Below are 22,033 nucleotides of genomic sequence, written 5' to 3' on the forward strand. Positions count from 1 at the left end.
AGTTTCATCAGCGATGGCCGCTGGTGGCCTTACCGAATTGATGGGAGGAACCCCGGAACAGGTTTTAATGGCCAGTGAAATTGCCATGGAACATCATTTAGGTTTAACCTGTGACCCAATCGCTGGATTAGTACAGGTTCCATGTATCGAAAGAAATGCCATGGGAGCGATCAAAGCGATCAATGCTGCTGAAATTGCTATGGAAAGTGATGCAAGTCGCGCCAAGGTTCCACTGGATAAAGTGATCGAAACGATGTGGGAAACCGCAAAGGATATGAATAAAAAGTATAAAGAAACTTCTGAAGGTGGTCTTGCAGTAAAAGTAAGCCTTAGTGATTGCTAATATTTAATATAAAACCCACCCTGATTATATAATATTTCAAGGTGGGTTATTATTTTAACTTCAATTATATAATTGCTGCCAGTTTTTCAAAAACCCTGGCAACGACTTCTGCTCCAGGATCTGGAACATTTTTTAAACTATCTTCAGATAGATAAGAAGATCTACCAAATTTGGTATCGGTAATTTCTTTAGTGGCATCTGCACCTTTTCGTGCAGCCAACTTTATCTTCTCCATACTTTCACCTTTGGCAATTGCTTCAAAAGCTGGTTGCAGGGCGTCTATCATCGTACGCTCCCCTTGTTTCGCGCCACCATAATCCTTCATTTTATCCAATCCGCTTAACAGAGCTTTACCCAGATCATCATTTTCTTTCAATGCATTTCCAGCTCTGGTAAATAATAGTGAGAAAAGAACACCGCTGGATCCCCCTATTTCTCTGGAAAAGATTCTGCCTATGCTAATAAATAGTTCCCAGTTTTTGGCATATGGCAACCTGTCAATAACTTCCAGTACATTATTACCAGCACCTGCAAAGGTAGAACCGGCATCCCCATCTCCTACTTTTTCATCCAGAGCATTGATCTCATCTTTCATATTGATCAATTCTTCAGCAATTTCCTTTAACCACTTTTTAGTTTTGCTGTTTTCTGAAGATTCAAATGGAAGAGTTTCAGGAAGTTCCGGACTTTTAATGGCGCTGGCTTTTCCAAATTCGCTAATGAACCAGGATGCAGGATCACAGGTTGCCAGCAAGGCTTCACTAATTTCTTCATCCAGTTTCACCACAGAAATAGAAAAACCCTTCATATTCAAAGAAGTCATAAAACTTCCGGGACCTACGAGCAATTTTACATTCTTCGCCATTGAAGTTTTGCTAAAAGAATTCAGTAATACATTCATTTCAACCGGAGTAACACTTCCTAGATTATTTAAAATGAGTGCATACTCAGCTCCGCTTGTATATTCCTGAAGCTTCTTCACAGCGGTACTCATAAGTTCATCAGCTTTTGCCACAGCAATTTTTTCAACACCCGGTTCCCCGTGAATTCCCAGACCCAGTTCAGCTTCAGATTCATCCAAACGAGATTCCTCTTTTCCCTGGAATTTCTGTCCTTCCTCTAACGAAAGACCTATGGAATAAGAATTTTGAGCAACACGCATTACCAGCTCTAAAATCTCTTGAAGAGACTTTCCTTCTTCAGATAAATAGCCCGCCGATTTATGCACGAAAAGGGTTCCGGCTAATCCTCTTTGTTCTGTATCTTCTCCTAAGGCTATATCGTCTCCTACGATGATTGTTTCAACTTTATAACCCATTTCCCTTGCCTGCTCTGCCGCTAGACCAAAATTAAGTCTGTCTCCCGTGTAGTTCTTGATTACTAAAAGACAGCCTTTTTCTCCCGTTGTTGCTATAATTGCTGAAAGCACTGCATCTACCGAAGGTGAAGCAAAAATATCACCACAAACTGCTGCAGTGAGCATTCCCTTTCCAACAAATCCCGCATGAGTGGGCTCATGTCCAGATCCCCCGCCAGAAATAATGGCTACTTTCGATTTGTCCCAATCCTTCCGCAGAACTACACGAACTTCAGGGAAATTATCCAGTCTGGTAAGTTTGGGATTGGTAAGCAATCCTTCTATTCCTTCATTTACAACCTGATCTGCTTCATTTATAAAAAACTTCATAATCCTATTTTTCTTAAAGATAGAAAACACGAAAATCTAAGCTTTTTGATGAGCCTTAATCTATTCATAAAGTTTTAAGACTAGAGATAATTATTGAGATATTTCCATTTTTTAAGCTTTATTTCCGCGGTTGCACTTCTTATATTGCAGCCTCAAATGCTACTATAAATGCTGCCAGAAGCCAGCCTGAGGTTTAAAATTTTCAACCTGCTCACTAATTTCGGAAAGATGCTGGGTTGCTATTTCCTTTTTTTCATACTACTGGCTGCTTTTCAATCTACATTTCCATCTTTTGATTACGATAAATATCAGCAAACCGAGATCTTCGAATTATTAAAAACACAGCCATGGAAATTTGCTTTTATGGCAGCTATTTTCGCTCCGGTCATCGAAGAAGGTATATTCCGAAGTTTACTGAAACCTACAGAATTTAGCCTCAAATTCTTTTTATGCTGTGTTCTATTTATGATTGGCATCGCACTAATCCCGGAAGAGGCGCATTGGAGTCTCAAATACGGTGTCCTTGGCGGGACCTTACTGCTTGCCTTTTATGCCCTGGGGGAGTTAATCCCTGAAAATATTTTTAGAAAGACCTGTTACTGGCTACACCGGTATTATTTGATCAACTGGATCCTAGGTGCTATCATTTTCGGTTTTGTTCACATTTTTAATTATGTAGACACTTTTCAAATTGACCTGATATTATTCATTATGATCTTTCCTCGTATCATCGCAGGCTTTTTCTTCGGAAAAATAAAATTGGAGAATCGCGACCTAATCTGGCCAATGTTAATGCACAGCATGAATAATTCTATGGTACTGCTTTTTATACTTCCCTTGACCCTGTCAAATTAACAAAGCATTAAAAGCATTCCCCTTCACTTTTTGTAACTTCTGAAACCAAAAAATAGAAGTTATGAAAGCAGCAGTAATTGAAGAAGCAGGAGGAGATTTTATCATTAAAGATGTAGATAAACCAAGTCCTTCAGCAAACGAAATCTTAATCAAAGTTGAAGCCTGTGGGATTTGCCATAGCGATAATTTTGTAAAAGAAGGTGGTTTCCCAGGACTTGAATACCCTCGAATTCCCGGGCATGAAGTTGTAGGGATTATAGAAGAAATTGGAAAGAATGTTTCCAAATGGGAAAAAGGACAACGTGTTGGAGTTGGCTGGCATGGTGGTCATTGCTTTGAATGCGAGCCGTGTCGTCGTGGTGACTTTATTAGTTGTGAGAATGCCAGGGTAAGCGGGATTTCCTACGATGGTGGTTACGCAGAATATATGACGGCGCCACAGGAAGCTGTGGCCAATATTCCAGAAGACCTTTCTTCAGCTGAAGCTGCGCCATTATTATGTGCCGGAATCACTGTTTTTAACGCTTTGAGAAATTCAGGAATACGAGCAGGTGATGTAGTTGCCGTTCAGGGAATTGGAGGCCTGGGACATCTAGCTATTCAATATGCCGCGAAAATGGGAATGCGCACTGTAGCAGTTTCTCATAGTAACGATAAAAAAGAGCTTGCATCCAAACTGGGTGCGCATGAATTTATTAATACCAACGAAAAAGATGGTGCAGAGGAGCTTCAGAAATTAGGAGGAGCAAAATTAATCCTCGCTACAGCTCCTCATAGCGATGCAATCACATCTATAGTAGACGGCTTAGGAATAGACGGAAAATTACTTATGGTGGCCGCAACAGGCGAACCTATAGAAGTTTCTCCAATGCAATTGCTTATGGGAAGAAAATCTGCCGCTGGATGGCCTAGTGGAACAGCTATAGATTCTGAGGATACCCTAAAATTTAGTGCAATGACCGGCACAAAACCTATGATCGAAGAATATAGTCTTGATAATGTTGCTGAAGCCTTTGACCAGATGATGAACAATAAGGCCAGGTTTAGAGTAGTATTGAAGATGTAAATTTTAAATTAAGATGAATCACCGGAAAGTAAAAGCATTTATTTTCCGGTTTTTTTATGTTTATATTTGAAACTCATTCATCAGGACAAGCGTGAAAAACTTCATCTTCATTTTCTTAATATCAAGTCTTCTATTCACATCGTGTAAAGAAGAAAAATCAAATGGCCCCATCCAGGCAGTAGAACCTACTGAAACCCATAAGGTTTCAGATTATCATAAACAATATCTTAAGGAGATTTCTTATATTAAAACCAGAGCCGACTCCTCCTCTACCGAAAACATGATCAAACTTGGTGGTGGAGAATATTTGATGGGTGGAAAATCTGAAGAGGCTAAACAAAATGAATTACCAGTTCATAAAGTGGAGATCAAACCTATTTATGTAGATAAAACTGAAGTTACCAATGCCGAATTTGCTCAATTCGTTGAAGCTACCGGTTATGTTACAACTGCAGAGAGAAGTTTTGAGCTCAAAGGAAATACCTACGAACCAGGAGCATTGGTTTTTGATCCCTATAACCCCGAATGGTGGTGGAAATTTGTAAAAGGTGCGAACTGGCAACATCCCCAGGGTCCCGATTCTTCTATTGAAGGTAAGGAGAACTATCCTGTGGTGCAGGTTTCCTGGTATGATGCAATGGCATATGCTAAATGGTCTGGCAAAAGGTTACCAACAGAAGCTGAATTCGAGTATTTTAATAGCGCAGGTCGAGATTCTCTTACTTACCATTGGGGAAATGATTTTGATATTGCCGCACAATATGCGAATTTTTACCAGGGCGAATTTCCAAAAAAGAATACTGTAGAGGATAATTTTGAAAAGATGGCACCTGTGAAAAGCTTTCCTGCAAATGACTTTGGCTTGTATGAAACTACAGGAAACGTGTGGGAATGGTGTCTTGACACCTATCATCCCGATGCTTACTCCAGAACTTCTGAAATGAAGGATGGATATTTTAAGCACTACTACAACATGGAGCAGGAAAAAGTGATACGCGGTGGTTCCTTTTTATGTGCTGAAAGTTATTGCAGTGGCTATCGTGTTGCGGCGAGAATGAGTTCGGTTCCAGATACTGGCTTGGAGCATACTGGTTTTCGATGTGTAAAGGATATTTAGTTGCAATGCTGCTTGGTCCGGGAATCCATTAGAAATATGATCTTCCAGTCACCTTCCATCTTCACCAAATTGAAAACGTTGATGCCGCAGTGTGATTTCTCACCATTATAAAAGAAGGTATAAGGCGTTGTGACTGTCGACAGCAGTCCGTTTTCTTCTATTCTGTACTCATGTATTTTTTCTTCAAATTTCACATTCTTCGGAATGGAGGCAATACTTTTTACAAATTCTGAATAAGCTGAAGTACTGATAGTTGTTTTACCTTCAGCATTCATACTTACAGATTTCAACTGAAGTGATTCGGTAGCAAAAGTTTTAAGCTTTACAGTATCCTGCTCATGAAAAGCCTCGAAAAAATCGATAACCAATTGCTTTGGATTGTTCGATTGTGCATGGCTATTGACGCAAATAAAAATAAACGCCAGAAACATTAAGTTTTTCATAAGTCGTGGATTATTGACAGTGCTCTACGAATTTACTACTTTTACTGAAATTAAAATTTACGCGAATGTCGGTTGCCAAAAAACAGTACAAGAGAATAACAACAAAATCACTGGTAGATATGAAGTCGAACGGTGAGAAGATCAGCATGCTTACAGCATACGATTTCACTATGGCTCAGATCGTGGATGGCGCCGGTATCGATGTGATTTTGGTAGGTGATTCTGCAAGTAATGTAATGGCGGGTCATGAGACCACCCTTCCTATTACCCTGGACCAGATGATCTATCATGCAACCAGCGTTGTAAGAGCAATCAATCGTGCCCTGGTGGTTGTGGATCTTCCGTTTGGAAGTTACCAGAGTGATCCTAAGGAGGCTTTGCGTTCTGCAATAAGGATCATGAAAGAAAGTGGTGGACATGCAGTAAAGCTTGAAGGTGGAAAAGAAGTTAAAGAAAGTATCAAAAGGATCATGCATGCGGGAATACCAGTAATGGGACATCTCGGACTAACACCACAATCCATCTATAAATTTGGAACTTATACGGTTCGTGCAAAAGAAGAACAGGAAGCAGAAAAACTGAAGGCTGATGCCCTGATGCTTGAAAAAATTGGATGTTTTGCTATTGTTCTTGAAAAGGTGCCTGCCAAACTAGCCAAAGAAGTTGCTGCAAGTCTAACCATCCCGGTGATTGGGATTGGAGCCGGTAATGGTGTGGATGGTCAGGTACTGGTTGTTCACGATATGCTTGGTATGACCCACGAGTTTAATCCAAGATTCCTTAGAAGATATGCAGATCTTCATGGAGAAATGACCAAAGCTTTTCAGAATTATCGAGATGATGTGAAAAGCAGCGCATTTCCTTCAGATGATGAACAATATTAGACTTAAAATATAGTATTGATCGATTGATTAAATCGTTCTAATTCTTTACAAAACTTAACTATTGAGTTCAGATAAAATAATTTCCACAAAGGATAATTTGCAGGTGCTTCACGAGGATAATCATATTATTATCATCAACAAAAGACCGGGTGATATTGTCCAGGGAGATAAAACAGGTGACAAACCACTTTCTGAAGTGGTCAAAAGTTATATCAAAGAAAAATATAACAAGCCAGGAAATGTTTATTTAGGGGTTGTTCACAGACTTGATAGACCTACCAGCGGCATCGTACTATTTTCAAAAACTTCCAAAGCACTTCCAAGACTCAATAAATTATTTCAGGATAAGGATGCGAAGAAGACATATTGGGCCGTGGTCAAAGAAAAACCGCCAAGAGAAAGTGATGAGCTTATTCATTTTATGAAAAGGAATTCCAAACAGAATAAATCCTATGCTCATAAAAATGAAGTTCCAGATTCTAAAAAAGCAGTCCTTGACTACAAATTGATTAAAGAACTCGATCGTTATTATGTTCTGGAGATAGCCCTTCACACGGGTAGACATCACCAGATCAGGAGTCAGTTATCTGCAATTGGCAGCCCTATAAAAGGAGATCTTAAATATGGTTTTGATCGTAGCAACCGCGATGCCAGTATCCATCTTCATTCCAGAGAACTCAGGTTTATACATCCCGTAAAGAAAGAGGAGATTCATATCACTGCTTCTCCTCCAAAAGATCCTATCTGGGATGCAATTATGATATAATTAGAATTTACATTCTGCCTTTTTACTATTTTTAACCAAAATATCTAAAATATGAAGTGGCAAGGTCGTAGGCAAAGCGGGAATGTAGAGGATCGCAGAGGTTCCTCTGGTAAAGGTAAATTAATTGCCGGTGGAGGAATTATAGGTGTAATTTTCGTTATTGCGCAGTTTATTCTTAGCGATGGTGATGTTTCAGTTTTACAACAACTGGAAGGATCTGGCAGTTCCCAGACTGAGTCCCGTGAACTAACTGCGGAAGAAAAGGAGATGGGAGAATTTGTCGCTACTGTACTTGCTGATACTGAAGATGTTTGGAACGATATATTTGCTGAAAATAATATGAATTACCAGGAACCTGGTCTTGTTCTTTTTAGCGATGCCGTACAAACTGCTTGTGGTGGTGCATCTTCTGCAAGCGGACCTTTCTACTGCCCTGCTGACCAGAAAATCTACATGGACCTTACTTTTTTCGATCAATTAAGACAAAGATTTGGTGCCAAAGGCGGTGACTACGCAGTTGCGTATGTGATGGCTCATGAAGTAGGTCACCATGTTCAGCATTTGATGGGAACTGCCGGAAAAGTTCGTAATCTTCAGCGGCAATCGAGTCAGACTGAAGCTAACGAACTATCTGTAGCGCTTGAGCTCCAAGCTGATTTTTATGCAGGAGTGTGGACGAAGGAGAATCAGCAGTATTTGAGTGAAGGAGATATCGAAGAAGCACTGAGTGCCGCGAATGCTGTTGGTGATGACGCAATACAGAAACGAACCAGTGGAAGAGTAAATCCAGATTCGTTTACTCATGGAACTTCAGAGCAACGTAAAGCCTGGTTTATGCGCGGATACAGAACCGGAGATATTAGACAGGGAGATACTTTTAAAGAAGTTTTAAATTAACTCAAATTCAATAAAATCGAAAGCCACTTATCTAAGTGGCTTTTTTTAATCCTGAAATATTAATTTTTACTTCTAAGTGAGCTAAGACTTTCTATAATAACGGCGCTTATAATGAGTGAGCCACCAATCATGGTTTTTGCTGAAGGGATCTCGTCCAAAAAAATAGCTCCAAGCGCGATACCATAAACCGGTTGTATACTACTCATGATACTCGCCGCAGTTATACTAAAATTCTTAAAGCTCTTCAGAAATAAGGTATGGCCAATACAGGTTGTGAGCAAAGCAAGCGTAAGCAGTGGTTTCCATTGTTCCAGAACTTTATCAACTTCAGAATAAAAGAAAGCAGGAGACAGTACTAAAGCGACCACCAGTATCTGGTAAAACATTAATGTGGAACCATTATAACGTTCGATCTCTTTTTTCATTAGTAAATTCCGAAGAGAATAAAATACTGCAGATGCAATTCCGAAGAGTACGGCGATAAAGGAGTTATTCTCCAGATCGAAATCGGGACTTAGAAAATACACACCGAACAGCACTAAAAATCCCAGTGCGACATGGATCTTATTGAATTGGGTTTTGAATAATAGTGGCTCCAGAAACGCCGTGATGACCGGATAGGTAAATAAAGATAACAAGGCGATAGCAACGCTGGAATATTTCAGGGAATAGAAATAGGTTACCCAGTGCGCTCCCATAAGCAGTCCGCCAGAAATAACTTTTAGAACATCCTTTTTCGAAGCAATCTTTAGGCTTATTCTTTGCCATTGGCAGTACATATAAAATATAACAGCTGCCAAAACACAGCGATAGAAAATGGTGATTATGGGATCTAATGTGATATAACGACCTAAGGCTCCAGATGTGCTTATAAGCAACACCGCCAGGTTGAGCATTAGAATATTCGAAATATTGGTAGACTTTGGTGCGGTCATATCTAAATTTAACGCGAAGATGCGGCAGTTTTTTGCTGAATGATAGTTTTTACCGGAACATTTTCAATATTGCTTTCCAGCCAGCTAATGATATCCAGATATAAAAAAGCTCTTCTTTCATAAGGATGTTGCTCAAAAACTTTGAGAACAGCATGTAGTTTTTTGAATTCGTCCCTGATATCCAGTGGCGAAACATCCGGTAGCTTTCGTAGGAATTTGATCATCTCTTTCTGAACCTCATGCAGATCGTTCATTCTAATAAGAAACTTGTAGGTGGATTTCACAAGATGATCCAGATGATAATCGAGCCCGGCCTCATAATGTGCTACAAGATTGAGAATTCGAGAGAAACACATAAGATCTTCCCGCATTCCCAGTGATTTATTAGTGATGATCTTTTTTAGAAAAGCGATACATTTTTTATTATCCCCATCCCCAAAGTACAAACAGGCGATCTTGTAGTAAAATACCATGATGTGGTGCTCATCCAGCCTGCCCTTGAATTTTGTGATCTTATCCGTAATCTTTTTGACGAGCTCCTGGTTATCTCCAAACTCACCTTTCATAAACTTTAAATTCAATTTATTGGAATAGACGTAGAGAAAAGAAAGTGCCGCAATATTATCATTATGTGGGATCTGTGCATCTCGTAAGGAACTTTCCAATTGGATCAAAGTCTTTTCAAAAAGCTCTGTATGATTCAAATAAAACAAAGATTCCAACAGGTAATGATTTCCTTTTAGATAAGAAACAGGATGCACGGGGATCATATGATCATATTCTACGAAAAGTTCTTTCCATTTCATCGAATAGCGGTAACAGCCCAGAAAATCCTGAATTAGAAAACTATACCACATATGGGATTTATAAACCCATAATTTCTCTCTGAAACCAAGCTCAGAAAATGTATAATTAGGAAGTTGCTTTTTAAAATACTCCTTAATGGAAATCGCTTCTTCTTCTGTACGGCAATATCCCTGTTTTAAAAATATCGCATATAATTCTAAGGAAAGATTCGATAGGTCTCCCCACAGTGAATTCAGGGCGCTGATCTCCCGGGTTTGACGAATAAGAATATCTGCTCTATTATTCATACTCCGGGTAATATATTGCGACTCTATGATCTTTTCAAGTTCCAGAACTTCGTAAGCAAGGTTCTTCTCTTCAAAATTTAGTGCCAGCAACTTTACCTTGTCCAGCAACTTTAAGCTCTGCTTATATAAACCTTTGTGATACAAAATATAGGCGAAATCCAATTGTTCCCGAATTTGAACGGGAATACTCTGGTGTGCTGGATTGAGTCTCAAAGAAATTAAAAGCTGCTTGTAAAGATGCGTTTTAACGTTGGAAAGCTGAAGCTTCGTAATACTGGTATTTTCAAGAATTTCAGCTTCATTATATTTTTTCTGTTTTGAGATTACTTTGTATAAATTCAGAAATTTTGAATCTGAATTCACCCCAATTCTACCAACATATAGTGAAAACTGTCTTTTTTCTGAAGCAGATAAGGATTTGATTAAAGAAAACAGGTTTTCGGTTAGATCATTGGTCATTGTAAGAGCAGGTTTACTAGTTAATTGTAATTCAGTTAGTTATATACTTTTTACTTTGTTTTAATTACTGTAACATGTTGGGACTGTGACCAGAAAACTTGTAGTGAGACTGATACATTAGTTAAAGATAAAGTAAAATAAATCTCACATGCGTACTGAAAAGGTAGAAATTTTTGACACTACATTGAGGGACGGAGAACAAGTCCCCGGCTGCAAATTGAATACGGAACAGAAGAAGAAGATCGCTGCACGACTCGATGAACTTGGTGTTGATGTTATTGAAGCAGGCTTCCCGGTATCAAGTCCTGGTGACTTTCAATCTGTTACCGAAATCTCAAAACTCGTAAAAAATGCTACGGTTTGCGGACTTACCCGCGCCGTAAAAAACGACATCAAGGTTGCTGCAGATGCGCTCAAATATGCCCGAAAGCCAAGAATCCATACAGGAATTGGAACTTCAGATTCTCATATAAAATATAAGTTCAACTCCAGTCGTCCAGAGATCATTGAAAGAGCTGGTGAAGCCGTGGCTTATGCTAAAAGTTTCGTAGACGATGTTGAATTCTATGCGGAAGATGCTGGAAGGACTGAAAACGAATTCCTGGCAAAAGTTTGTACCGAAGCCGTTAAAAGCGGTGCTACCGTAATAAATATTCCAGATACTACAGGTTATTGCCTACCGGAAGAATATGGCAGAAAGATAAAATACTTAAAAGAAAATGTGGTTGGGATCGAAAATGTGATCATCTCCTGCCATTGTCATAATGATCTTGGACTGGCTACTGCCAATGCAATTGCCGGTATTACTAATGGAGCCAGGCAGATAGAATGCACCATCAATGGGATTGGAGAACGTGCTGGCAATACGGCTTTGGAGGAGGTCGTCATGATCTTAAGACAACATCCATATCTTGATTTGAATACAGATATTAATCCACAATTGCTATACGACACCAGTACTATGGTCTCTAGAGAGATGGGTATGTTCGTACAGCCTAACAAGGCTATCGTAGGTGCCAATGCGTTTGCGCATAGTTCTGGAATTCACCAGGATGGCGTCATCAAGAATAGAGAAACATACGAAATCATTAATCCAGCCGATGTCGGGGTCACCGAGTCGGCTATTGTTTTAACTGCCCGTAGTGGCAGAGCGGCGCTTGCTTACAAAGCCAAGAAAATGGGTTATGATCTAACAAAAATAGAGCTGGATCATGTTTACTTAGAGTTTTTAAGCTTTGCAGATGCTAAAAAACAGGTGGCAGACACTGATATTCATACAATCATGGATATCTTCAAAAAGAGTTCACGAGCAATTGCATGATTTGTTATGAAGAAAACATTATTTGATAAAATATGGGATTCGCATGTTGTGGAAAGTATTCCTGATGGGCCGGACGTCTTGTATATCGATAAACATTTAATACACGAAGTAACCAGTCCTCAGGCTTTTAATGAGTTGAAGGAAAGAAACATCCCGGTTTTTCGTCCGCAACAGATCGTAGCTACGGCAGATCATAATACGCCAACCCAGGATCAGCATTTACCGGTCAGGGATCTTTTATCCCGGAAGCAACTAAAAGAGCTGAGTCAGAACTGTGAAGAGAACAATATTACGCTTTATGGACTGGGACATCCCTACAACGGGATCGTTCATGTAATGGCCCCGGAGCTGGGAATCACTCAACCTGGCATGACCATAGTTTGCGGTGATAGCCATACCTCTACTCATGGCGCTTTTGGAACTATTGCCTTCGGAATAGGAACCAGCCAGGTAACTCAGGTTTTTGCAAGCCAGTGTCTACTGGTAAAAAAACCAAAAAAACTTCGAGTAAATGTGAATGGTAAACTGAAGAAGGGAGTTTTACCTAAGGATGTAATCCTGTACATAATCAGTAAACTGGGAACAAATTCAGGTACCGGTTACTTTTGTGAGTACGCGGGAGAAGTGTTTGAAGAAATGTCTATGGAAGGCCGAATGACGGTTTGCAATATGAGTATAGAAATGGGAGCGCGTGGCGGACTTATTGCTCCAGATCAAACCACGATAGATTATGTGGAAGGCAGAGAATTTGCTCCTAAAGGCACCGATTTTGATAAAATGACGGCTTACTGGGAAACCTTGAAAACTGATCCGGAAGCAGAATTTGACCAGGAATATTCATTTGAAGCTGAAGACATTGAACCCATGATCACCTATGGAACAAACCCGGGAATGGGAATTAAACTCACCGGTAGCATTCCTGTGGAAGGAAATAAAAGCGATGCCAAGGCTTTAGCCTATATGAATTTTAAGCCGGGCGAAATTTTACTGGATAAACCTATCAATTATATTTTTATTGGTAGTTGTACGAACTCCAGAATTGAAGATTTTAGAGTTGCTGCAGCTTATATCAAAGGAAAAAAGAAAGCAGAAAATGTAAATGCCTTGATCGTTCCCGGAAGTCAGCAGGTAGCCATACAGATCAAAGAAGAAGGACTGGACAAGGTTTTTGAAGAAGCCGGTTTTACTTTAAGACAACCAGGATGCTCAGCATGTCTGGCAATGAACGATGACAAGATCCCTGAAGGAGAATATTGTGTATCTACCAGTAATAGAAATTTTGAAGGAAGGCAGGGACCCGGTTCCAGAACAATTCTGGCGAGTCCATTGACCGCCGCAGCGACTGCTATTTCAGGAAAGATTTCAGATTATACGCTAACATTGAACTAATGGAGAAATTTATAACACTTACAGATACCGCCGTTCCTCTGGATGATGAAAATGTAGATACAGACCAGATCATTCCAGCCCGTTTTCTAAAAGCGACAGACAAAGCTGGTTTTGGTGAAAATCTTTTTAAGGACTGGCGTTTCGATAAAAATGGAGATCCAAATAAAGATTTTGTATTGAATCAAGATAAATATTCTGGTTCTATATTAATCGCAGGAAATAATTTTGGATGTGGATCAAGTCGTGAACATGCCGCCTGGGCCATAAGAGCTTACGGTTTTAAAGCTGTTGTGTCCAGTTACTTTGCAGATATTTTTAAAGGTAATGCTTTAAATAACGGACTTCTGCCCGTTCAGGTAAGTCCCGATTTTCTTCACAAGCTTTTTATTGCAATAGAGAAAGATCCGGAAGAAAATTTCAGCATAGATCTTGAGAATCAATTCATAAATATTGAAAGTTCTAGTGAAAAGGAACATTTTGACATAGATCCCTACAAAAAAACCTGCCTGATCAATGGATATGATGATATAGATTATCTAACGAGTAAGGTGCAAGCTATTAAGAAATTTGAGCAGAAACGTAAAGACATAAAACCTGTATCACAGGAAACCTTATAAAAATAATGTATGAAATTTAATATAGCTGTACTTCCCGGAGACGGGATTGGTCCTGAAATAACACAGCAGTCAATGAAAGTGCTGAAGGCTGTTGCAGATAGATTTGATCATGAGTTCAATTTTGAAGAAGCTGAAGTTGGCGCGGTAGCAATTGATAAGTTGGGGGATCCTTTGCCTGAGACAACACTGGAACTCTGTAAAAAATCTGACGCTGTGCTTTTTGGGGCGATTGGTGACCCTAAATATGACAATGATCCTTCGGCGAAAGTGAGGCCGGAACAGGGCCTGTTGCGACTAAGAAAAGAACTAGGTCTTTTCGCGAACATTAGACCCGTAAAAGCTCACGAAAGCCTTTTACACCAATCTCCGCTTAAAAGAGAAAATATTGAAGGAGCAGATATGATCATTTTCAGAGAACTTACAGGCGGAATATATTTTGGTGAGAAAAGCACATCAGAAGATGGTCAAAGCGCTTCAGACCTTTGCACTTATTCTGTAAAAGAAATTGAACGCGTAGCTCATCTCGCTTTTAAAGCTGCGGAAAAAAGGAGGAACAAATTAACGCTGGTAGACAAAGCTAATGTGCTGGAAACATCTCGTTTATGGAGAAAAACGGTTACTAAAATTGCAAAGGAATACCCTGAAGTGGAGGTGGATTACTTATTCGTGGATAATGCGGCCATGCAAATGATCCTGAATCCCAGACAATTCGATGTAATTCTAACCGAAAATATGTTCGGTGATATTATTTCAGACGAAGCGAGTGTTATTGGTGGTAGTATTGGTTTGTTGGAATCTGCTTCCGTAGGAAATGAAAATGCACTTTTTGAACCCATACATGGTTCTTATCCTCAGGCCGCCGGGCAGGGAATAGCAAATCCTTTAGCTTCTGTACTTTCTGCTGCGATGCTACTGGATCATTTAGGACTTAAAACCGAAGCTGAAACAGTTAGGATGGCGGTAGACCTCAGCCTGAAACTAAATGTTTGTACTATAGACATTAATAAAGATAACCATTACTCGACCGAAAGGGTTGGAGATTTTCTGGAAAGCGTTATTAGTGACACTGAAAATCATATTGTAAATAAGGAAAACCTGAGTTTAGGACAAACGACCATTATTTAAATTTTAGTTCATGTTTGTAGACAATAGCCTCCTGGAAATTTAGGTTTTCAGGAGGCGTGTCGTTTTATAACTGTTGCAATTTTGTCCTGATCATATTTAATGAAAGATTATCCTTGCTACCGGAATGAGTATGCTGCATGCCTTTGGTAGCTTCATAAGTATCACTTTGGACCTGCTCTCCAATGATCTGGTAAGCATCCCGAAATGACTTACCTCCTATCACGAGTTCGTTGATACTATCTACGGTAAACAGATATTTATATTTCTCATCCGTGATATCGATATTTTTTACAATGATCTTGCTGATAGAATAAGTGAAAACGTCCAGAACTTCTTTGATATTTTCTACCGCATAAATACTATTCTCTTTAATAAGCTGAAAATCCCTGTGATATCCACTTGGGAGATTATTAGTGATCAGGATCATTTCATTTGCGATCGCCTGCAGCTTATTGCATTTTCCTCTAACCAGTTCAAAAACATCAGGATTTTTCTTGTGTGGCATGATACTGGAACCGGTAGTCAATTCATCTGGAAAAGTGATAAAATCAAAGTTCTGACTCATATACAAGCAAATATCCATAGCGAACCTGGAAAGTGTGTTTGCAAGAGATGAGATATTGGAAGTAACCGTTCGCTCACATTTCCCCCTACTCATCTGGGCCGCTACGACATTATACTTCTGGGTTGCAAAGCCGAGTTCCCTGGTGGTAGATTCCCTGTCTATAGGAAATGAGGAGCCATACCCGGCAGCAGAACCCAACGGATTTTGATCCACGATCTTTAACCCGGCATCGAGTAAGTATAGATCATCAATTAATAATTCTGCATATGCTGAAAACCATAAACCAAACGAGGAAGGCATCGCCACCTGTAGATGGGTATACCCGGGAAGTAGTTTTTCCTTATGTTCCTCTGCAAGGTTTAAAAGAACATCGATCAAATTCATGGTCTTTCCAGAAATTTCCAGCAGGTTTTCTTTAAAATATAATTGCTGAGCCACCAAAACCTGGTCGTTCCTTGATCGGGCCGTATGAATCTTTTTTCCAGTGTCTCCCAGTTTTGAAGTGAGTTCATATTCGATTTTGGAATGCACATCTTCAAATTCTTCTTCGATCTGAAATTCACCATTTTCGAGTTGCTGATTCAATAGCTCCAATTCTGAAACTAATAAATCTACTTCCTGTACTTCCAGAATCCCAACTTTCCCAAGCATTTTAGCGTGTGCTGTGGACGCCTGTATATCATATTTAGCTAGATGCATGTCGAGTTCACGGTCGTTACCAACAGTGAATTTTTCTATCTGTTTGTCTATTGAAATACCTTTATCCCAGAGTTTCATAGTTTTTAATTTTTATTATCCGTTATCCTGAACTGGTTTGACTTCGCCGAATTTCTGAATTCAAGATCTTATGTGAAGTTGAACAATTTCAGCCAAAAATTATTACCGTTGCTGCACTGAGCATCTCGCACTTCGACGAGCTCAGTGCAACAATTTCAGTGATATTATTTCCTAAGTGCTTTTTCAAGCAATTCTATATACTTTTCAATACCTTCTTCGATCTCCTTTACATAAATAAATTCATCAGCCGAATGTGATCTTGTAGAATCTCCCGGTCCTAATTTAAGGGAAGGACAGCTTAACATCGCCTGGTCTGAAAGTGTTGGCGACCCATAAGTTGCCATCCCAGTTTCAATTCCTGCCTTAACTAGGTCATGATCTATTGGGATCGAAGACGAATTCAATCTTAAACTTCTCGCACTGATCTCATCTACTGGCGCTTTTTCTTTTAAAATCTGCTCGATCTCTGCATTGCTATATTTATCGTTTACCCGAACATCGATCACCAAATGCGTCCTGGCGGGCACTACATTATGCTGACTTCCAGCCTTGATCTGCGTGACCGTCACTTTCACTATTCCCAGACTTTCTGAGACCTTCTCCAATTTAAAGTTTTCGAACCAGTTTAGAACTCTCGCAGTTTTATAGATCGAGTTATCAGTATTTGGATGAGCCGCATGCGAAGGAGTTCCTTTTACTACGGCATCGAAAACGATAAGACCTTTTTCAGCTACCGCGAGATTCATCAGGGTTGGTTCGCCAACAATCGCAACATCTATCCTAGGTAATTTTGGTAATAGTGCTGCAATACCATTCTTTCCGTTGATCTCCTCTTCCGCGGTTCCGGCAAAAATGAGATTGTATTTCAAATCCTCTTCGGCATAGAAATAGGTGAAAGCAGCCAGGAGCGAGACAAGGCAACCTCCCGCATCATTACTGCCAAGACCGTATAATTTACCATTCTCAATCTTTGCCTCGAAAGGATCTCTGGTGTAAGCTGAATTTGGTTTTACCGTGTCATGATGTGAATTGAGCAACAGGTTTGGTTTTGTATCGTCGAAATACTTACTGGTCGCCCAGACATTATTGAGGCTTCGCTGATGCGGAATGTTGTGGGTTGTAAACCATCGTTCAAGCAAGTCTGCTGTTTTATCTTCTTCTCCTGAAAAAGATTGGGTCCTGATCAGGTTCTGCAATAGTTGTAATGCTTCCTTCTGAAGTTTCTTCATCTGCATTAGTTTACAATTTTTGTATGTTTTGCACCCTTTTTCAAAAGTTCAGCATCTCCTAAATAGACGGTTGAAACTCCTCTATTGATGGCTTCAAAGCAATTATGAAGTTTTGGTAACATCCCATCTGTGAGCACTTTCGAAGCTTTCAATTGTTGATATTTATCTGAATTCAATTCAGCAATTACTGAATCATCGTCATGGATATTCTTAAGAACTCCTTTCTTTTCTGAACAGTAAAAAAGCTGGGTTATATAGATATTGCTCATGGCAATCGCTATTTCTGAAGCTACAGAATCTCCGTTGGTATTCAGCAAAACTCCGTCATCCGTAGAAGAAATCGCTGAAAACACGGGTACGATCTCCTGCTTCAGAATTGATTTGATAAATTCAGTATTCACTTGCACCACATCCCCAACCAGGCCATAATCGATATCTTTAACTTCACGCTTTCTGGAAATTAGTACGTTCGCATCTGCTCCGCAAAGTCCGATCGCGTTTTGTTTGTGTCCCTGCAATTTTGCAACGATACTTTTGTTTAAAAGTCCGGCATAAACCATCGTGATCACTTCCATAGAATCCTTATCTGTAATTCTTCTGCCATCTATCATCCGAGTTTTAAAGCCTAATTTCCCTGCGACTTCAGTAGCCTTATTTCCACCTCCGTGTACCAGGATTTTAGGACCTTTCAGTTGAACAAAATCTGTGAGGAAAGAATCGAGTAGCTCCTTGTTTTCTATGAGCTTCCCTCCTATCTTAATGACATTAAGAACATCTTTTGCCGGATTGTGAACTATTTCGAGCATTCCAGTAATTTTTTTAATACCGCCTGGGCTGCATAGGTTCTGTTATTCGCCTGCTGGATCACAATGGAATTATCACTATCCAGTATATCGTCAGCAATTACGACATTTCTCCTTACAGGAAGACAATGCATCACTTTTGCATTATTGGTATTTTTTAATTTAGCCTGATCTACGGTCCAGTTTTCTTCCACCTCGAGTACCTGACCGTATTTTTCGTAACTACTCCAGTTTTTGACATATACAAAGTCGGCGTCCTTAAAGGCTTTCTTCTGATCATGTTCAACACGTATATCTCTTACAATCTTTGGATCCAGATCATATCCTTCTGGATTGGTGATCACGAAATCTACATCTATCTGCTGCATCATTTCTGTAAAAGAATTCGCTACAGAGTGTGGTAAGGCATTTGGATGTGGAGCCCAGGTCAATACTACCTTTGGACGGGATTTCTCACTCAGCTCCTGGATGGTGATGCCGTCTGTCAGGGCCTGCAATGGGTGGCCTGTAGCGCTTTCCAGATTCACTACGGGAATTGTAGCGTATTTTTTAAAACTATTCATCACCAGTTCAGTTTCATCCTGCTCCCTGTCTTTTAATCCTGGAAATGCACGAACCGCAATGATATCGCAATATTGAGAAAGCACCGCAGCTGCTTCTTTAATATGCTCCGCTTTATCTGAATTCATGATCGCAGCATCTTCAAATTCCAATGCCCAACCATCTTTGTCAGCATTCATGACCATCACCTCCATACCTAGTAATCTGGCAGCTTTTTCGGTGCTTAGACGGGTACGAAGACTTGGATTGAAGAATAACATTCCCAGAGTCTTACCTTTTCCAGGTTTTTCTTCTGAAGGATTCGATTTCATGCCTCTTGCATCATGGATCAAAGCTTTAAGATCCTCTATATCTGATAAGTTTATGTAGTTTTTCATTCTTATATTTTTTCTGAAAACCGAAGTTTATGGACGATGCTAATTATTTTTCTAAAGTGTTCCTTAGGAAGTTTCAGAGCTTATTTTTTGATTTATCAATACTTGTCGTAAAGCTTCAAAAAAGACCTGAAAATGTTCTTTCTGAATAGTTAATGGTGGTAGGATTCGGAGTAGTTTTTTATTGGATGATGCCCCGGTAAATATTTGGAAGTCAAATAATAGTTCCTTCCGAAGTGCAGCGATCTCAAAGTCAAACTCCAATCCAATCATTAAACCACGACCTTTTATCTTTTTTATTTCTGAAATCTTAGCTGCTTCCTCCCGGATATATTCTGAAACCTCAGCAGCATTCTGCATCAGGTTTTCTTCTTTAATAGTATCCAAAACTGAAATCGCCGCAGCACAGGCGAGATGATTTCCGCCGAAAGTCGTACCCAGCATTCCGTAGCGAGGAGTAATTTTATTATCGATCAAAATTGCGCCCACAGGAAAACCATTTCCCATTCCTTTGGCCATACTAATAATATCAGGCCTGATTCCATGTCTCTGAAAAGCAAAGAAATCACCTGTTCTGCCATAACCAGACTGTACCTCATCTGCGATTAGCATGACATTGTACTCCTTACAAATATCGGCTGCGGCCTTGTAGAAACCGGAATCTGCTTCATCCAGTCCGCCAACACCCTGGATCACTTCAAAAATAACGGCTGCAACATCCTTTTTCTTGAGTTCAGTTTCTAATGCAGCTATATTATTAAAAGCCAATCGGGTAGCCTTATGGCCTTTGTTGAATGGTGCTTTGATGGTTTCATTATCGGTAATCGCTACTACGCCAGAAGTTCTACCGTGAAAAGCATTCTCGAAATAGATGATCCTGTCCTTGCCCGTATGGAAAGAAGCGACTTTTAATGCATTTTCATTAGCTTCAGCTCCAGAACTGCATAGAAACAGTGCATAATCTCTGATTCCGGCAATTCGCTCCAGTTTACCAGCAAGTTCATTTTGCAAAGGATTATTAATGGAATTGGAATAAAACCCAAGTTTTGCCACCTGAGTTTGTATAGCCTGTACATAGTTTGGATGCGCATGACCAATTGAGATAACCGCGTGACCTCCATAAAGATCCAGGTATTTCTTGCCGCTTTTATCATAAACATAGCAACCATCACCCTTTACCGGGGTGATATTGTATAACGGGTAAACATCAAATAACTCCATAATTACTGGTTTGATATTGTATTTATCTTTTTAAAAGAGGCTTGTATTCCTTTAATGAGCGAAGAACTCAGGCCGTTATGTTCCATCTCGTTAAGACCCTCTATGGTACAGCCTCTTGGAGTGGTAACCTTGTCGATCTCTTCCTCCGGATGTTTACCGGATTCTATCAAAAGACTAGCAGCTCCCAGGCAGGTTTGCATAGAAAGCTCCTGCGCATCTTTCGCATCAAAACCAAGTTGTACAGCTCCCTGAGTGGTGGCACGTATTAAACGCATCCAGAAAGCAACACCACTGGCACAAATTACCGTTGCTGCCTGCATTTTGTTCTCGGGAATGATAATACTTGTTCCCAGTCTGTTAAAAATAGCTTCTGCGATCTTAATTCTTTTTTCACCAGCTTCATTACTACACAAACAGGTCATGGATTTCCCAACAGCGATCGCCGTGTTAGGCATTGACCTGATAATATAATGATCCTGACCAATGATTTCTTCGATCCTGGGAATCTTAAAGCCGGTAACTGTTGAGATTAAAACATGCTTATCTGTAAGTTCATCTTTGATCTCCTCAAGAATACGTTCAAATTGCGTAGGCTGAACGGCAAAGATCAGAATGTCAGAATTTCTTACTGCTTCAAGATTATCTGAAGTTACATGAACCTTTGCATATTCTTCAAAATCCTGGATATCTTCGATCTTTCTTTTACTTAGATATAGCGTGGTAAACGCATTACTAAAAATGAGGCCTTTCGCAATGGAAACACCCAGATTCCCTGCACCCATAATTGCTATTTTCATATCGCTTTAATTATCAATCATTCTTGTGTAATAAATAACATCCTCCAACTCTTTACTTTTAGAAATAACTTGCCTTTAGATTTAAACCTGTTTTCTCTTCAAAGCCAAACATAAGATTCATGTTTTGAACAGCCTGTCCTGAGGCACCTTTCAGTAGATTATCGATCACACTTGTGATCAATAATTTATCATCAAATTTTTGCAACCTCAACAGGCACTTATTAGAATTCACCACTTGTTTTAAGTGTAATTCCTCTTCAGTAATGAAAGTAAACGCGGCATTTTTATAGAATTCGGAATACATCAATTTTGCCTCTTCCAGGTTACCTTCAAATTTTGTGTATGCCGTTGCATGAATACCTCTTGAAAAATTTCCTCTATTCGGAATAAAATTGATGGCGGCACTATGATATTCCTGCAGCTGCTTTAGACTCTGCCCGATTTCCTGCAAATGCTGATGCTCAAAACTTTTATAAGCTGAAAAATTATTGTTTCTCCAGGTAAAATGTGTTGTTTTAGAAAGCGAAGTACCAGCACCGGTTGCACCAGTTACGGCATTCACATGTACGTCTTCCAGCAATAAACCTGCCTGTGCCAATGGAAGAATCGCCAGGCTAATCGCTGTAGCAAAACATCCCGGGTTCGCAATAAAACTCGCAGACTGTATCTTATCCTTATTTATTTCTGGAAGACCATAAACAAAAGCAT

General features: G+C 39.7%; 22 protein-coding genes. 11 read left to right on the top strand and 11 right to left on the bottom strand.

From position 1 onward, the window contains the following. The coding region (locus ACNKXS_RS07690; protein WP_417920372.1) for an L-serine ammonia-lyase, iron-sulfur-dependent, subunit alpha at positions 1-343 on the top strand (343 nt) is incomplete at its 5' end. A 64-nt stretch (positions 344-407) separates the two neighbouring features. Here ACNKXS_RS07690 and ACNKXS_RS07695 read toward each other — a convergent pair. After that, complete coding sequence (locus ACNKXS_RS07695) at positions 408-2,030, bottom strand: dihydroxyacetone kinase subunit DhaK (RefSeq protein ID WP_417920373.1); 1,623 nt, start codon at positions 2,028-2,030, stop codon at positions 408-410. Between the two features lie 168 nt (positions 2,031-2,198). Here ACNKXS_RS07695 and ACNKXS_RS07700 point away from each other — a divergent pair, with 168 nt between their 5' ends. The 3 genes from ACNKXS_RS07700 (at position 2,199) to ACNKXS_RS07710 (ending at position 5,068) form a co-directional block, all read left to right on the top strand. Beyond that, positions 2,199-2,885: a CPBP family glutamic-type intramembrane protease gene (locus ACNKXS_RS07700; protein ID WP_417920374.1), complete on the top strand. Its 687-nt coding sequence runs from the start codon at positions 2,199-2,201 to the stop codon at positions 2,883-2,885. 61 nt (positions 2,886-2,946) lie between these two features. Beyond that, positions 2,947-3,951 carry an alcohol dehydrogenase gene (locus tag ACNKXS_RS07705; protein WP_417920375.1) on the top strand — a complete coding sequence of 335 codons (1,005 nt, stop codon included), beginning with the start codon at positions 2,947-2,949 and terminating at the stop codon, positions 3,949-3,951. A gap of 91 nt (positions 3,952-4,042) precedes the next feature. Beyond that, on the top strand, positions 4,043-5,068 hold the full coding sequence (locus ACNKXS_RS07710) for a formylglycine-generating enzyme family protein (protein ID WP_417920376.1): 1,026 nt from the start codon (positions 4,043-4,045) through the stop codon (positions 5,066-5,068). Here the strand turns inward: ACNKXS_RS07710 and ACNKXS_RS07715 are convergent. Next, positions 5,065-5,511: a nuclear transport factor 2 family protein gene (locus ACNKXS_RS07715; protein ID WP_417920377.1), complete on the bottom strand. Its 447-nt coding sequence runs from the start codon at positions 5,509-5,511 to the stop codon at positions 5,065-5,067. The genes ACNKXS_RS07710 and ACNKXS_RS07715 overlap by 4 nt on opposite strands. 65 nt (positions 5,512-5,576) lie before the next feature. Here ACNKXS_RS07715 and panB point away from each other — a divergent pair, with 65 nt between their 5' ends. The 3 genes from panB to ypfJ all read left to right on the top strand — a co-directional run bounded on the left by panB (position 5,577) and on the right by ypfJ (position 8,058). Then, positions 5,577-6,395, top strand: coding sequence for a 3-methyl-2-oxobutanoate hydroxymethyltransferase (panB, locus tag ACNKXS_RS07720; protein WP_141877328.1), 819 nt, complete (start codon positions 5,577-5,579; stop codon positions 6,393-6,395). A gap of 61 nt (positions 6,396-6,456) precedes the next feature. Continuing rightward, complete coding sequence (locus tag ACNKXS_RS07725; RefSeq protein WP_417920378.1) at positions 6,457-7,161, top strand: RluA family pseudouridine synthase; 705 nt, start codon at positions 6,457-6,459, stop codon at positions 7,159-7,161. A 51-nt stretch (positions 7,162-7,212) separates the two neighbouring features. After that, on the top strand, positions 7,213-8,058 hold the full coding sequence (gene ypfJ, locus ACNKXS_RS07730; protein ID WP_299153815.1) for a KPN_02809 family neutral zinc metallopeptidase: 846 nt from the start codon (positions 7,213-7,215) through the stop codon (positions 8,056-8,058). Positions 8,059-8,117: 59 nt separating this feature from the next. Here ypfJ and ACNKXS_RS07735 read toward each other — a convergent pair whose 3' ends face one another. Both ACNKXS_RS07735 and ACNKXS_RS07740 read right to left on the bottom strand, forming a co-directional pair. After that, positions 8,118-8,993, bottom strand: a complete 876-nt coding sequence (locus tag ACNKXS_RS07735; protein WP_417920379.1) for a DMT family transporter — start codon at positions 8,991-8,993, stop codon at positions 8,118-8,120. An 8-nt stretch (positions 8,994-9,001) separates the two neighbouring features. Further along, the gene (locus ACNKXS_RS07740) at positions 9,002-10,546 is read right to left on the bottom strand and encodes a hypothetical protein (RefSeq protein WP_405198292.1); all 1,545 of its coding nucleotides are present in this window, start codon (positions 10,544-10,546) and stop codon (positions 9,002-9,004) included. 148 nt (positions 10,547-10,694) lie between these two features. On the opposite strand from ACNKXS_RS07740, the gene ACNKXS_RS07745 reads away from it, so the two are divergent. Genes ACNKXS_RS07745 through leuB form a run of 4 tightly spaced genes read left to right on the top strand, consistent with a single transcriptional unit; the run spans position 10,695 to position 14,998 of the window. Then, the gene (locus ACNKXS_RS07745) at positions 10,695-11,867 is read left to right on the top strand and encodes a 2-isopropylmalate synthase (protein WP_417920380.1); all 1,173 of its coding nucleotides are present in this window, start codon (positions 10,695-10,697) and stop codon (positions 11,865-11,867) included. 6 nt (positions 11,868-11,873) lie between these two features. Then, positions 11,874-13,256: a 3-isopropylmalate dehydratase large subunit gene (gene leuC / locus ACNKXS_RS07750; RefSeq protein ID WP_417920381.1), complete on the top strand. Its 1,383-nt coding sequence runs from the start codon at positions 11,874-11,876 to the stop codon at positions 13,254-13,256. Further along, entirely contained in the window at positions 13,256-13,873 is a 618-nt protein-coding gene (gene leuD / locus ACNKXS_RS07755; protein ID WP_417920382.1) for a 3-isopropylmalate dehydratase small subunit, read from the top strand. Before leuC ends, leuD begins: the two co-directional genes overlap by 1 nt. 9 nt (positions 13,874-13,882) lie before the next feature. Further along, entirely contained in the window at positions 13,883-14,998 is a 1,116-nt protein-coding gene (leuB, locus tag ACNKXS_RS07760) for a 3-isopropylmalate dehydrogenase (RefSeq protein ID WP_417920383.1), read from the top strand. 64 nt (positions 14,999-15,062) lie between these two features. On the opposite strand, the gene argH is transcribed toward leuB, so the two are convergent. From argH to ACNKXS_RS07795, 7 genes are all read right to left on the bottom strand, one after another. Beyond that, the gene (argH, locus tag ACNKXS_RS07765; RefSeq protein WP_417920384.1) at positions 15,063-16,340 is read right to left on the bottom strand and encodes an argininosuccinate lyase; all 1,278 of its coding nucleotides are present in this window, start codon (positions 16,338-16,340) and stop codon (positions 15,063-15,065) included. A gap of 164 nt (positions 16,341-16,504) precedes the next feature. Beyond that, the gene (locus tag ACNKXS_RS07770; protein ID WP_417920385.1) at positions 16,505-17,575 is read right to left on the bottom strand and encodes a M20 family metallo-hydrolase; all 1,071 of its coding nucleotides are present in this window, start codon (positions 17,573-17,575) and stop codon (positions 16,505-16,507) included. Further along, a complete protein-coding gene (gene argB, locus ACNKXS_RS07775; protein WP_417920386.1) occupies positions 17,575-18,375 on the bottom strand; it encodes an acetylglutamate kinase in 801 nt (266 codons plus the stop codon). The genes ACNKXS_RS07770 and argB overlap by 1 nt, the downstream gene beginning before the upstream one ends. Next, entirely contained in the window at positions 18,363-19,310 is a 948-nt protein-coding gene (locus ACNKXS_RS07780) for an N-acetylornithine carbamoyltransferase (protein WP_417920387.1), read from the bottom strand. The genes argB and ACNKXS_RS07780 overlap by 13 nt, the downstream gene beginning before the upstream one ends. A 63-nt stretch (positions 19,311-19,373) precedes the next feature. Then, positions 19,374-20,528 carry an aspartate aminotransferase family protein gene (locus ACNKXS_RS07785; RefSeq protein WP_417920388.1) on the bottom strand — a complete coding sequence of 385 codons (1,155 nt, stop codon included), beginning with the start codon at positions 20,526-20,528 and terminating at the stop codon, positions 19,374-19,376. Positions 20,529-20,530: 2 nt separating this feature from the next. Continuing rightward, the gene (gene proC, locus ACNKXS_RS07790) at positions 20,531-21,325 is read right to left on the bottom strand and encodes a pyrroline-5-carboxylate reductase (RefSeq protein WP_417920389.1); all 795 of its coding nucleotides are present in this window, start codon (positions 21,323-21,325) and stop codon (positions 20,531-20,533) included. A gap of 58 nt (positions 21,326-21,383) precedes the next feature. After that, positions 21,384-22,033: Asd/ArgC dimerization domain-containing protein (locus ACNKXS_RS07795; protein WP_417920390.1), on the bottom strand; the 650-nt coding region annotated here is incomplete at its 5' end.

The sequence above is a fragment of the Christiangramia marina genome, assembly GCF_048285865.1.
GTDB lineage: Bacteria > Bacteroidota > Bacteroidia > Flavobacteriales > Flavobacteriaceae > Christiangramia > Christiangramia marina.